Origin of the sequence: Lederbergia citrisecunda (assembly GCF_018343695.1) — a bacterium.
Taxonomy (GTDB): domain Bacteria; phylum Bacillota; class Bacilli; order Bacillales; family Bacillaceae_C; genus Lederbergia; species Lederbergia citrisecunda.
Genome location: NZ_JAGYPJ010000001.1, coordinates 769,885 through 783,087, shown reverse-complemented (window position 1 = coordinate 783,087; position 13,203 = coordinate 769,885). Strand labels below are relative to the sequence as shown.

Annotated in this window: 10 protein-coding genes and 2 pseudogenes; 2 read left to right on the top strand and 10 right to left on the bottom strand. The window is 35.8% G+C overall.

Translation table 11 applies throughout. The annotated features are described in order from the left end of the window. Positions 1 to 10 precede the first annotated feature (10 nt). The 7 genes from KHA93_RS03910 to KHA93_RS03880 all read right to left on the bottom strand — a co-directional run bounded on the left by KHA93_RS03910 (position 11) and on the right by KHA93_RS03880 (position 6,052). Entirely contained in the window at positions 11 to 646 is a 636-nt protein-coding gene (locus KHA93_RS03910) for a response regulator transcription factor (RefSeq protein WP_213109522.1), read from the bottom strand. After that, entirely contained in the window at positions 639 to 1,688 is a 1,050-nt protein-coding gene (locus KHA93_RS03905; protein ID WP_213109521.1) for a sensor histidine kinase, read from the bottom strand. Before KHA93_RS03905 ends, KHA93_RS03910 begins: the two co-directional genes overlap by 8 nt. Continuing rightward, on the bottom strand, positions 1,685 to 2,401 hold the full coding sequence (gene liaF / locus KHA93_RS03900; protein WP_213109520.1) for a cell wall-active antibiotics response protein LiaF: 717 nt from the start codon (positions 2,399 to 2,401) through the stop codon (positions 1,685 to 1,687). The genes KHA93_RS03905 and liaF overlap by 4 nt, the downstream gene beginning before the upstream one ends. Before the next feature lie 228 nt (positions 2,402 to 2,629). Continuing rightward, the gene (locus tag KHA93_RS03895) at positions 2,630 to 3,271 is read right to left on the bottom strand and encodes a PspA/IM30 family protein (protein WP_213109519.1); all 642 of its coding nucleotides are present in this window, start codon (positions 3,269 to 3,271) and stop codon (positions 2,630 to 2,632) included. Positions 3,272 to 3,395: 124 nt separating this feature from the next. Further along, on the bottom strand, positions 3,396 to 3,746 hold the full coding sequence (locus tag KHA93_RS03890) for a lmo0954 family membrane protein (protein ID WP_213109518.1): 351 nt from the start codon (positions 3,744 to 3,746) through the stop codon (positions 3,396 to 3,398). 215 nt (positions 3,747 to 3,961) lie between these two features. After that, on the bottom strand, positions 3,962 to 4,813 hold the full coding sequence (locus KHA93_RS03885) for a CvfB family protein (protein WP_213109517.1): 852 nt from the start codon (positions 4,811 to 4,813) through the stop codon (positions 3,962 to 3,964). Positions 4,814 to 4,900: 87 nt separating this feature from the next. Then, positions 4,901 to 6,052, bottom strand: coding sequence for an MFS transporter (locus KHA93_RS03880; RefSeq protein WP_213109516.1), 1,152 nt, complete (start codon positions 6,050 to 6,052; stop codon positions 4,901 to 4,903). Between the two features lie 176 nt (positions 6,053 to 6,228). Between KHA93_RS03880 and KHA93_RS03875 the strand changes: the two genes are divergently transcribed. Further along, positions 6,229 to 8,580 (top strand): FdhF/YdeP family oxidoreductase, encoded by a 2,352-nt coding sequence (locus tag KHA93_RS03875; protein WP_213109515.1) that lies wholly within the window; start codon positions 6,229 to 6,231, stop codon positions 8,578 to 8,580. 12 nt (positions 8,581 to 8,592) lie between these two features. Continuing rightward, positions 8,593 to 9,417, top strand: coding sequence for a formate dehydrogenase accessory sulfurtransferase FdhD (fdhD, locus tag KHA93_RS03870; protein WP_213109514.1), 825 nt, complete (start codon positions 8,593 to 8,595; stop codon positions 9,415 to 9,417). Positions 9,418 to 9,621: 204 nt separating this feature from the next. On the opposite strand, the gene KHA93_RS03865 is transcribed toward fdhD, so the two are convergent. The 3 genes and pseudogenes from KHA93_RS03865 to KHA93_RS23805 form a co-directional block, all read right to left on the bottom strand. Further along, entirely contained in the window at positions 9,622 to 11,448 is a 1,827-nt protein-coding gene (locus tag KHA93_RS03865) for an ABC transporter ATP-binding protein (protein ID WP_213109513.1), read from the bottom strand. Between the two features lie 7 nt (positions 11,449 to 11,455). Then, a pseudogene (locus tag KHA93_RS23810) lies at positions 11,456 to 12,118 on the bottom strand (ABC transporter ATP-binding protein); the annotation flags it as partial. Positions 12,119 to 12,406: 288 nt separating this feature from the next. Next, a pseudogene (locus tag KHA93_RS23805) lies at positions 12,407 to 13,147 on the bottom strand (ABC transporter ATP-binding protein); the annotation flags it as partial. Between the last annotated feature and the right edge of the window lie 56 nt (positions 13,148 to 13,203).

Genomic DNA, 13,203 nt, shown 5'->3' with positions numbered 1-13,203 from the left:
ATGATGATCGTTAATGATTAACGAGTTGATTTTTAAATGCATATATGGCCGCTTGAGTGCGATCCTGTATTTCAAGTTTGCTTAATATGTTGCTTACATGGGTTTTTACAGTCTTTAACCCTATAAATAATTCCTCAGCAATTTCCTGATTTGTTTTCCCCTCCGAAATGAGTAATAAAATCTCAAGTTCTCGATTTGTTAAATTTTCGTGGAGAAGCGGCTTTTTCTTTTCCTTCATTCTCGCCATCATCTTTCCTGTCACTTCAGGTTCAAGTACGGATTGACCTTTATAAGTGGCCCTTACAGCATCTGCAATTTCGCTAGCAGTTGATGTTTTTAATATGTAACTTGTTGCTCCAGCTTCTATTGCAGGATATACTTTTTCATCATCTAAAAAGCTTGTTACAATAATTATTTTTGCCTCTGGCCATTCCTTTATTATGGCTTTTGTGGCCTCAATCCCGTCCATCTGATCCATTACTAAATCCATTAAGATAATATCTGGTCTCAGTTCTAAGGCCATTTCAAAACCTATTACACCATTTTCTGCTTCCCCAATTACTTCTATATCTGCTTGGACCGAAAGATAAGCCGAGACTCCAATTCGGACCATTTCATGATCATCTACAAGAAGTACCTTAATCATTCTCCTCATCCTTTATTAAATAAATTGGTACTTTCACTTCAATATTAGATCCTTTTCCTATTATACTAATCATTTTTACACTGCCACCAATTTCTGACGCTCTTTCTTTAATATTTGCTAATCCATAGGATCCCGACTTGGCATTTTCCACATCAAACCCTTGACCATTATCCATTACTTTTAAAAAGACGACTTGATTAATTTGCTTTAAATTTACTTCCAAGCGGCTTGCCTTTGCATGTCGCAATGTGTTTGAAACGGCTTCTTGAACAATCCGGAATAAATGATCTTCAACGCCTTTATCCAATTTAACATCTTGAATACTCCAAATAACCTCTAAAGGCAGTTTAGAAGTTAATTCAGAAAGAAGCTCTTCTATTCCGGATTTCAAGCTTTTCCCTTCCAGTTGAACAGGTCTTAGGTGGAGAAGCAACGCTCTCATTTCAGTTTGAGCTTCATTAATAATTCCTTCCACAAGTTTTCGTTGTTTTACGGCAGTATCACTAGTTGGATCTGGATTTTGATTAATTGCTGACATGAGCATTGTTGCAGCAAATAATTGCTGGCTTACAGAATCGTGGAGTTCTCTTGCAAGTCGGTTTCGTTCTTTCGTCAGAACCTCTTCTTTTAATTGATTATTCCATTCCACTTTTTCATTTGCTAATTTTTGCTGTATAATTGCTTGTTCTTTAAGACGTTGCGAAATTCCTTCTATTCTATGCCATATTATTAAAAAATCATCATTATGTTTTCTTTTTTCATACTTTAGGTCATAATTTCCTTGTTCTATTTCTAATAAACTAGCGGCCACCTCATCACTTTTTTGCCGAACAGAAAACCCAACGATCCACCCTGTTACTGCGCCAAACAATATACATATCAATAAAATAAAAATTCCATTAGGCAATAAAAATGCACTTTCTTTGAGTAACGAATTAAACCAATCTGCATCGACCAAAAAAATGAGAGCCAAACCTACAAAAATTGATGTGATCAATGTAGCTGTAGCAAAGTAAATTGAGAATGTGATTTGAATTCTCATATTCGCCTCACCTCAACATTGCCAACCATAACATTCGTTATGATTTTTATAGTACGAACGGCTTCTTCATTACTATCTGGATGATAAATAATATTAGAATTAAATATTTCCGTTTCATCATTAAATACTTTTAACTTTCCACTGATTGCTGAGTGATTCACAATAACAGAAGCGTCAAAAGGAACGAGTAATTGGATATTTCCAAAAAAACTTCTTATAACAACAGTGCTCTCACCTGGGGGAAGCATTGTCATTCCTAAATCAACAACTGTATCCCCAAGTCCACATTGAATATTTATATCATCCCATTCAAAAACTTCATTTACTTTCTTTTGACTTCCAATAAAAATGTTTTTAATAAAAGGTTGTTTTTTCTTTAATACTGAAGATTTAGGATCAGGTTCAACTGTTTGAACAACAATTTGATTGACTTGCTTTTTTGATTTTGAGTAAGCTATTAAACCATAGATTAACGCAATGAAAATAAATAGTTTTAAAAAAGCAGATGAAAGTATTGGAATAGCAATTAAAAACAAACCAATAATCAAACGAACATTACTTTTTTTGCGGGAGTTTCTCGCTGTATATAAAAGAAAACAACCAATTATTAGAGGGATAAAAAGCCGCCAATTAAAAACAATTTCAAAACCCATCCCAATGGCGGAAATCAACATAAACCAGCCTATTAGGCTCGTTTTGCTCATTGACTTCATTTTATTCCTCTCCTTTCTCGTTTCCGTATTATCTAACTCAATTCTATAATAAAAAGGCTTGTATATCGATGCCAATTTACTCTCTAATGACAGCTAATGACTTGCTATCTTTAGATTGGAATGTTACAAAAAAACAACTAATATAGATTACATTTGCAAGACCACAATCATATGGATATTAATAAGTAGAAAGAAAGGCGACATATACACGCCTTTCTTAAACACTTGTTATTGTACCACGTTTTCATGTATCTGGTTTTGTTTTTCTGCATTATTTATCTCTTTTGCCAGCTTTTGAATCTTAGCGTCGAAAATAGTAATTTCATATTCGTCATCAAAATTATTTTCCTTTTGTTTCATTTCAGATGCTACTGTATCAAAATTTTCAGCTGCATTACCGAATTCTGATTCACTTAATAGTTTATTCATTTTCTCTTTCATAGACAGGACATTTTCCTTACCCATAAGCTCTAATCTTTTAATGTGCATATCTTTTACCTTAAGTTTCATTTCTTCAAGTTTCTGCTCTAATTCTGACAATTGCTCAATAGCTGTTTCATATGCTAGTTGTAGACGCTCTGCTTGCTGCTCTGCTTGTGCCTGATATTGAAGTGCTGTTTCTGCCAATCCATTCTCTCCAGCTTGAATGGCTAAATCTCGTTGTTCCTTACGCTTATTGGCTAATGCATTTGCTTGCTTCCATTCTTTATAAAACTCATTCTTTAACAATCTTTGTCTTTCAACTAATTTTCCTGCCTTTTCAACTTCTTTTTCACTATCACGAACATATTTGTTTAATTGTGCAATTGGATTTTGTTTCACTTTCACTTCTGTTACATCTTGGAAATCCTCAATAATCGATTGTTTCATTTTTTCGAAGAAATTTGTCATTTTATGTTCCCTCACTTTTTTATTTTTGTTTGCGGGATCTCAATAGACCCGTTTTTTCTCTCGCCTTCGTTCAATTAACATGCTGTAATATACTTATAAAGTATTATTTTTGTTGCTTTAATCTTTCCCACTCACGTTCAAATCCAGTGAATGGATCTTCTTTTTCTACAACAGGAGCTTCTTTTTTTCTATCCCAATTTTTATATCCTGTGTAAAGAATATAAACAGCTGCGATTCCTGCTAGGGCTGGTAGACTTCCCAATAATCCTGAAAAACCAATCAACCCAATCAAAGCCCATATAATTTTTCCTACTGTTGAACTTGTTGCCATAAATTGCTTATAAGAGAAATAAACAATAAATAGGCTGATGGCCATCCCTATGATGTGACCAATACTTGATAGTGCAATAATCGCTAAAATAACACCTACTGTAATAAGTAAAAACTTTTTCATTTCTTTTTCCTCCTTCCGTTCTCTATGACTTAACTTTAATGGAAAACAAAAGAACCTTTAACCAGCCAGAGCTCGATTTTTTTCTCGGTCTCGAGACGGATTTAATGATAGGCTCTTGCAAACTGTTCCGTTGTTCTCCGCTCCGATCCATTAGTTACATATCAAACAATCGCTTTACAAGCAAAAAAAAAGGATGCACCAAGGCATCCTTACTTTTACTTTTCTTTTATATGAGTCCAGCCGTCCTCTTGCACTACTTTATGTTCCTTCATTAGTTTTCCGAGTGCTTTTTTAAAAGAACCTTTACTCATATTGAAGCGCTTCTTAATATCTTCAGGGAGACTTTTATCCCAGTAAGGCATTGAGCCTCCTCGTCCTTGTAAATACTCATAAATCTTATCGGCATCCTCATCTATTTGCTCATGTGTTCGTGGCAATAAAGAAACGTTAATAGTTCCGTCTTCTTTCACATCGATGATCCGACCTTCCACTTCTTGACCGAGACGAGGTTCTTCCTTTCTCTCACTTTCATGGATAAATCCCAAATATCCTTCTTCGGTCATAATAAAAGATCCAACAAGCAACAACCTATACACTGTCCCTTTTATATTTCTATTAAAAATTTCTGGTTCTGCTGGTACAGCTAATGCTCTCATTACTTCTTCCGTACCGAGCTTTCCATATAACCGATCTTTGTTATCTACTTTTAACGAACAATAAAGCTTATCTCCAATTGTTGGCCATAACGAAAAAAGTGCTGGTAGGTCATCCATGGACACAAGAATATCTTTTTTCAACCCTATATTCACGAAAGCACCTAAGTTTTTTTTAACTTCTACCACTTCAACCCAATCATACTGACCGATTTGAACGTAAGGTATTGTTAATGTTGCAGAAAGTCTTCCTTCGTGGTCCTGATATAAAAATACTTCGAGTTGCTGATCAACCGTAATTGGTTCTGTCACTTCCGAATGATGTAATAGCACATCTTCCTTGTCATCCGTTAAAAAAAATCCAAATGGAACTTCCCTTGCGACTCGTAGTGTTACTACTGTTCCTGCTTTCATTATTTAATCCCTGCTTTCGATAAAACCTATGTTAATAGGAAAAATTATACCATGTAAAAGGAGCAAAACAAAAAATTACTCAATAAATTATGCATACTGCTTTTCGTTCTGAACTTTCCGCTCCTTCAAAAACAAAAAAACGACTATGAAAGTTCCAATTAATGCTGAAAATGAACCCATACGATAAATAAAGCCTCCACCAAAATGTTCCATTAAATAACCGCCAGCAGAACTTCCAATGATTGGTGCAAGACCATTGAATGTCGCAAAATATGCAGTTTGTCCTGTTGCAATCATTTCTCTCGGAATAACGGAGGCTATGTATTGAAGAGAAGCAACCATAAAAATAGCAAATGTCACACTATGCATAGCTTGTGAAGAAACAATCAATATTGGTTCTGAGAGTAGGCTATACAAAAACCATCTTAGCGTATAAAAACATCCAGCAATACTAACCAGCACTAAAAGAGGAATCCTTCTCATCAAAATATACATAATCCCCACTACAGGCGCCTCACTTAAGGCGGAAAAAGTCCAAGCTAATCCAATCAATCCTTCTGGTGCACCCAATGATTTCAAGTACAATGCTAACATACCATCGTTCATTCTATGGGGAATTGCGATAAATAAAACAGCAATTAAGAAAATAAAAAATGATGGATTGCGGAATGCTTTTTTAAAACCTTCTTTTGTAACTGGTTTTCTAACTGCTTTTGAATCGGATAGTTTTAACGCTATGAAAAACACACCAACAATAATGATCGTATAAATAATCCATAAGTATTGAATTCCTATTTTTCCAATAATAAAGCCAATAATAAATGAAGCCGTGGCAAAGCCAATTGAACCCCATACACGAATAGATCCGTAACTTATTCCGTTTTCTTTGGCGAAAGTGGTAGATAAACTATCGAGCAGTGGTTGAATAGGAGACATAAAAAAATGAAATACAAGCATACAAATGATTAAAAGTAGCATAGTAGGACTAAAAAATATAGCCAAACCGATGATCAAAGTAGCTACTAATAAAAGAATAATAATTTTTTTAACCGTTTGCTTTTTATCTGAAATGATTCCCCAGAGTGGCTGGGAAAAGATTGCCACAACTGGTCCTACTGCTAAAACAATTCCAATTTGTCCTGGACTAAGTCCCTTATAACGAAATAATAACGGAAAAAACGCATTAATAATCGACATTGCCCAGTAGAAAAAAAAGTTAAACATTGATAATTGCAGCATTCAAGCATCCCCCAAGAAGTTTACTACTTTTTAATTTTCATTCTATCACGATACCAATAACTAACAAATAATAAGTTATGATATTCGTAAGTGTGTGATAGAATAATATTATACAATCTTTTGAAAATTAGATGAATGACGAGAATAAAATTTTCACTCGAGAAAGGATGAACATAATGGGTAAAACGAAGCATCCTGGACCTATGAATCTACCAAAAATGCCAGATCCAAAGCATTGGGTTAGTCCTATTCCGTTCGGCCTTGGGAAGGTTAAACCAAAACATATACGCGACACTATGAAGGTAGTAATGGAAAATCGTGATAATCTCCCATATGCCTATCGCATTCTTACCCAAGGTGTATGCGATGGCTGTGCACTAGGGGTTTCTGGACTAAATGATCAAACGTTAAAAGGTCCTCATATTTGTACAACACGACTTAACGTTTTGCGATTAAATACGATGCCTGCCATAAAGGAAGAAGTGTTGCATAGTGATATTGACGAACTGCGAAAAATGAAGAGCAAAGATCTAAGGAAATTAGGCAGAATACCATATCCCCTCTCGAGAAAACCTGGAGAAAAAAAGTTTAGAAGAATTTCATGGGATGAGGCATTAGAAAGAATAGCAAAAAAAATAAAAAATATTGATCCAAAACAGTTAGCCTTTTTCTTAACAGCTAGAGGGATTACGAATGAAGTTTTTTATACAGCTGGAAAATTCGCCAGATTTTTAGGTACGAACAATATTGATAACGCTTCCCGGATTTGTCATTCACCGAGTAAAACAGCATTAAAAAGATCACTTGGAATTGGAGCATCTAGTTGTAACTACCAAGATTGGATTGGAACCGATGTCCTCATTTTTTGGGGCTCTGTTGCAGCAAACAATCAGCCAGTTTCCACTAAGTATATGTATGCCGCAAAAAGAAACGGAACTAAAATCATTTGTATTAATCCATATAGGGAACCCGCAATGGATGGTTATTGGGTTCCTTCCATCCCCGATTCCGCATTATTTGGCACAAAAATAGCCGATGATTTCTATCAAGTCAATATTGGTGGAGATATCGCCTTTATGAATGGTGTCATCAAGCATTGGTTTGATATGGAAAAGAATCAACCAGGCTCCGCGATTGATCATGATTTTATTCGCAGCCATGCAAAAGGCTTAGAAAGTTTAAAAGAACATGTTGAAAAGCTACATTGGGAAACTCTTGAACAATCTTCGGGAATTTCAAAGGAAAGAATGCTAGAGTTCGCTACTCTTTTAGCTAATGCAAAAAGCGGTGTCTTTGTTTGGTCCATGGGACTAACACAGCATCGATTTGGCACCGATAATATATCACAAGTAGCAAACTTAGCTATTTTAAGAGGGTTTATTGGGCGTAAATATTGTGGAGTTATGCCAATCCGAGGACATTCAGGAGTTCAGGGCTCCGGTGAAATGGGTGCAGACCCTTTTTCACTCCCTGGTGGGGAATTTGATAAAGCTAATATTGAACGATTAGAAAAGATATGGAATTTTGAAATACCTAAATGGCAAGGAGATATTGTGGGTGTTTCTTTGGAAAATGCAATGTTACCTGAAGATCACGAGCGAAAAATAAAGGTTTTTTATACGTCAGGCGGCAATTTTCTTGAGACAATGCCAGATCCTCATTTTATCGAAAAATGCATACAAAATGTGGAATTACGTGTTCATCAAGATATTATCTTGAACAGTTCTACCCTAGTAGATGCTAAAGAAGAGGTTATCGTCCTCCCTGCCATGACGAGATATGAACAACGTGGAGGCGGCACTTCTACTTCAACTGAGCGAATGGTTTATTTTTCTCCCGAAATTAATGGTCCGCGAATTGAAGAAGCGCGCTCTGAATGGGAGATTTACGTTGAACTTGCTGGACTAGTGAAGCCCGCGCAAAAACATTTAATTCATTTTACTGAAGCTGAACAAATTCGATCTGAAATCGCTATTGCAAATCCAAATTATGATGGAATCCAGCATTTAAAAGAACGTGGTGATGTATTTCAATGGGGTGGTGCCTGGCTTTGTGAAGATGGTATTTGTCCTACGGAAGATGGAAGAGCTAACCTAATTCCAATTGAGTTGCCTGACATTAGAAAGCCTGACGGTCAATTTTATTTAACGACAAGACGTGGCAAGCAATTCAATTCAATGATATACAGTGATACAGATCCATTTAATGACGCCGATCGATATGATGTCCTTATTCACCCTGAAGATGCACAAGCTCTTGGAATATTAGATAAAGAGGCAATTGTCGTTCATAACAAAAATGGAACCTTTCAAGGAAAAGCGAAGTACGCTAATACAAGAAAAGGGAATATTTCTGTTTATTGGCCGGAAGGGAATGTTTTAATTCAGAAAGGCGTTTATGAAAAATACGCAGGAATTCCGGAATATAGCGCTAGCGTGATCGTTGAAAAAGCTGATCTATACCTTTCACAAAAAGATACAAAGTATGTAGAAAAAAGGATTGAAGATCTTGAACAAGATATTGGTTAAGAAGGCGATAAGATGAACAATCATATGAAATCCGAACTGAATGTATTGAAATACAACGGCAATGATTTACTTGAAGCGAGCGATATTACTGCTGTAGAGTATCCACTAACCGTTTATGTAGATGACGAAGAGTTCGCTACGATTGTTTGTAGCCCTACAAATATAAATGAACTCGTTCTTGGCTTTCTTGCTTCAGAAGGGCTAATAAGAAATGCAGATCAAATTTCTTCTATAGAGATTGACGAACATCATGGATTTGCATATGTACAATTAAAAATCAAACAATCTATCAATAAAGAATTTTTCTCAAAGCGAATGATCGGTTCATGTTGTGGAAAAAGTAGGCAGTTTTACTTTTACAATGATGCCAATACAGCAAAAACGATAATGAGTAAGCATCAAATATCCATAAAAGAATGTTTCTCGTTGATGAAGCAATTACAGGAATGCTCTATAGATTTTCAACAAACAGGCGGAGTTCATAATGCAGCACTCTGTACAAATGATACGATTCTTTACTATTTTTCCGATATAGGGAGACATAATGCATTGGATAAGCTTTATGGCCATATTTTACAACATAACGTTCCACTTAAAGATAAGGTTATCGTTTTTAGTGGAAGAATCTCCTCAGAAGTAGTATTGAAAATATCCAAAATTGGAGTGGGAATATTAATCTCCAAATCTGCCCCTACGACTTTAGGAATTGAACTGGCTAATGATCTTGGTATAACAGTTGTTGGATTTGTACGTAAAGAAAAGCTTAATATTTATTCACATCCTGAACGGATCATTGAAGCAAATCATCTACCGAATATAGAATTGAGAAAAAAATGAAAAAGGATGTGCCAATTTTTGACACATCCTTTTCATTACGTACTGCTTAACTGAAACGTTGATTTCCTCTACAGGTGCTCGCTTTCCGAGGGCGGTACTGGGGAGCCTACTCGGCCTGTAGGATCTCCCCTGTCCCTTACTCCCGCAGAAGTCTCACACCTTCCACTCCAATCAACTTGGTAGTCATTTAACTTTCAATAAAAATTATATAGCATCCATAACTTTAAATTGCGCCTCTATTAGACGGTAGTACTCGCCTCTTTGTGCAATTAGCTCATCGTGATTGCCTTCTTCGATAATATTTCCATGTTCCAATACGAATATTTTATCCGCATCACGGATTGTAGATAATCTATGAGCTATTATGATGGAAGTTCTTCCTTTCAACAACGTCTTTAATGCATGTTGGATTTGAATTTCTGTTTCTGTATCAATACTTGCCGTCGCTTCATCAAGAATAATGATACGAGGATCCGCAAGCAATGCCCTTGCAAAAGAAAGCAATTGTCTTTCTCCAACAGATAAGATGTTTCCTCGCTCTTCTACTTCCGTATCAAAGCCCATAGGTAAATTTTCAATAAACTTGTCTGCACCAATTGCACGTGCAGCCTTTTTAACTTGTTCATCAGTAGCTAACGGATTTCCAAATCGTATATTTTCCATAATCGTTCCAGAGAAGATAAATGTATCTTGAAGAACGACACTTATTTGGTGACGTAAGCTTTGTAGCGAAACTTCTCTCAAGTCATGCCCATCAATTTTTACAGAACCGTCGGTAGGATCATAAAAACGTGAAATTAAGTTTGCGATCGTCGATTTCCCCGAACCTGTATGACCTACTAAAGCGATTGTTTGACCAGGTAACATTTCAAGTGAAATGCCCTTTAAAGCTTTCCGTTTATCATCATAAGAAAATTCAACTTGATCAAAATTGATCCGCCCAGCAATATTCTCAAGCTGAATCGAGTTACTTTTCTCGTGAACAATAGGACGTTCATCTAAATATTCAAAAATACGTTCAGATGAAGCCATCGCCATTAGAAGTTGATTGTACAATTGCCCAATCCTTGATATAGGTTCCCAAAACATTCCGAGGTAAAAGGCAAAAGAAACAAATTGTCCTAATGTTAAAGAATCAGCTTGGATTAAGTGTGCACCGTACCAAATAAGTACACCTGTACCAATCGCGTTCGTTAACTCAACTAGAGGTCGGAAAAAAGCACTTTTCTTCGTCGCAATTTGCCATGCTTCATAGTTTTCATAATTAACGCCATCGAAAAACGCCATATTTTCTTTTTCTTGGGTAAAGCTTTGTGTAACGCGAATTCCTTGTATACTTTCATTCAAATGAGAATTCAATTTTGATTGCTTAATTCTCATAAATTGCCATGAACGACGAATGCTTTTACGCAAAGTCGTAGAAATTAAAAACATTAATGGCAGTATGACCAATACAGCCAACGTTAGCTGTGGACTTAGTGTAAATAAAATTACGATTACACCAGCGAGCATTAACATATCCATAAAAATATTAATGACACCATTCGTAAATAGATCCTGCAACGAATTCGTATCATTCATAATTCTTACAAGGATGGAACCAGCCGATCTTTGATCAAAGAATGAATGGGATAGCCCCTGCACGTGTGTAAACACGTGCTTTCGCAAATCATAAATTACTTTCTGACCAAGCTCATTGCTCCATTTAATCCGATAAATATTAGCTACATATGATATTACGAACAGAAAGGCAATGATCGCAACAATCCACATTAATAATGAGAAATCTTTATCTTGCTTAATCGCTTTATCAAGTGCATATACTCCAATTAAAATCGGAATAATCAACCTAACAGCAGTTGTAATTAAAACAGTAATAATGGATGCAGGCAATAAATTCTTCGAATAAGGCTTTAAATATTCAAAAAGTCTCCCCATTTGCTTCCAGTTAAACGGTTTGTCAATTAACTGTTCAGTTGAATAACGAAAACGTTCTAATACGAGTGGATTTATTTTTTTGGTTTTTTCCATCTTTGCCTCACCCTCTCTGGCCTTGCAATATTGCCCTTTGATCTTGGAACTGGATTTTATAGACGCGCTCGTATTGACCCCCATTATGAATCAGCTCATCATGTGTGCCTCTTTCTACGATCTTACCGTCTTCTAAAACAAGAATTTCATCCGCATGCTTTAAGGATGAGATACGGTGAGCAATAATAAAGGTTGTTCTTCCTTTCATTACTTCCTTAAGTGCTCCTTGGATTTTAAATTCTGTCTCCATATCAACGGCACTTGTTGCGTCATCAAGAATTAGAATACTTGGATCAAGACAAATGGAACGGGCAATGGATATTCTTTGTTTTTGACCACCTGATAATCCCATTCCACGTTCACCTAAGATTGTATCGTATCCATCAGGCAATTCTACAATAAAATTATGCGCGTCTGCTCTTTTTGCAGCGTCAATGATTTCATCCATCGTGGCATCAGGTCTTCCGTATGCAATATTCGCTTTAATAGTAGAAGAAAATAAGAAACTTTCTTGCAAAACGAATCCAATATTGCTTCGGAGTGATTTTAAAGCATACTCATTTACATTTTTACCATCAATTAAAACCTCGCCAGATTCTGGCTCGTAAAATCTAGTAATCAATTGAGTAATACTTGTTTTACCAGATCCCGTTGAACCAACAAGTCCGATAATCTTTCCTGCTTCTGCTTTAAAGCTGATATCCTTCAATGCTGAATTATCGTCGCCAGCATATCTAAGGTAAACATTTTTGAACTCCACTTCACCTTTAAGACGGCTAGGAGAATAAGCGTTTTCTTTATCAACAATATCTTCTTTAGCTTCTAAAACTTCAAGAAGTCTCTCCCCTGATGCCTTGGATTGCGAAAACATATTGATTGTAAAACCTAAACTCATAATCGGCCATAATATATATCCTACTAAGCTATAAAAAGCAACAAGTTCACCAGGTTGAAGCGATCCTTTAATAACTAAATAGCCCCCAAATGATAGCAATGCAACTACACAAACGTTTCCAAGAAACTCCATCAACGGGAAATACTTAGCCCAAATATTAGAGGTAGAAATCATGTTATCTTTGTAGTCCGCATTTGAATCGTTAAACTTTCCAGTTTGAAACTCTTCTTTGGATAATGACTTTACCGTATTAATCCCTGAAATATTTTCTTGTACATTTGTATTTAGTTTACCAAAAGATTTTCTGATTCCACGGAAAGCAGGATGAACTGCCCTATCAAACTTATATACTACAAAAAATAAAAATGGCAGAGATATCATCGTTGCAAGTGTTAGTGGAACCGAGTAATAAAACATGACCCCAAACGCAACCGTTAACATTAAAATAAAGCGGAATAATTCTGAAAATCCAAAAGATAAAAAGAAACGGAACGATTCCACATCAGCCGTTAGACGGGACATTAAATCACCTGTTTTTGCATTATCGTAATAACGAAATGGCAAAAACTGCAATTTCTCATATAATGCGTTACGTAAACTGTATACGGCTTTGATGCCGAATAATTCTCCAGTGTATTGCTGGATAAACGTGACAATTCCTTTAATGACCATAATCCCTAAAAATCCAAATGTTAATGGTAATATAAGGCTATACTGACTTTTCAATACTACTTCATCAATCGTTATTTGAAGAATGATCGGATAAATAACTGTAATTGCTGTTACAAATAGCAAAAAGAACATTGAAATGAAAAAGTATTGTTTATATGGCCAGTAGTATTGCCTTAACTTTTTTAATG

Bases quoted from the DNA above. Each gene is read 5' to 3' on its own strand.
- liaF (WP_213109520.1), bottom strand. From the start codon at position 2,401: ATGAAGTCAATGAGCAAAACGAGCCTAATAGGCTGGTTTATGTTGATT.
- KHA93_RS03880 (WP_213109516.1), bottom strand. From the start codon at position 6,052: ATGCTGCAATTATCAATGTTTAACTTTTTTTTCTACTGGGCAATGTCG.
- KHA93_RS03895 (WP_213109519.1), bottom strand. From the start codon at position 3,271: ATGAAACAATCGATTATTGAGGATTTCCAAGATGTAACAGAAGTGAAA.
- KHA93_RS03890 (WP_213109518.1), bottom strand. From the start codon at position 3,746: ATGAAAAAGTTTTTACTTATTACAGTAGGTGTTATTTTAGCGATTATT.
- fdhD (WP_213109514.1), top strand. From the start codon at position 8,593: ATGAACAATCATATGAAATCCGAACTGAATGTATTGAAATACAACGGC.
- KHA93_RS03910 (WP_213109522.1), bottom strand. From the start codon at position 646: ATGATTAAGGTACTTCTTGTAGATGATCATGAAATGGTCCGAATTGGA.
- KHA93_RS03885 (WP_213109517.1), bottom strand. From the start codon at position 4,813: ATGAAAGCAGGAACAGTAGTAACACTACGAGTCGCAAGGGAAGTTCCA.
- KHA93_RS03905 (WP_213109521.1), bottom strand. From the start codon at position 1,688: ATGAGAATTCAAATCACATTCTCAATTTACTTTGCTACAGCTACATTG.
- KHA93_RS03875 (WP_213109515.1), top strand. From the start codon at position 6,229: ATGGGTAAAACGAAGCATCCTGGACCTATGAATCTACCAAAAATGCCA.
- KHA93_RS03865 (WP_213109513.1), bottom strand. From the start codon at position 11,448: ATGGAAAAAACCAAAAAAATAAATCCACTCGTATTAGAACGTTTTCGT.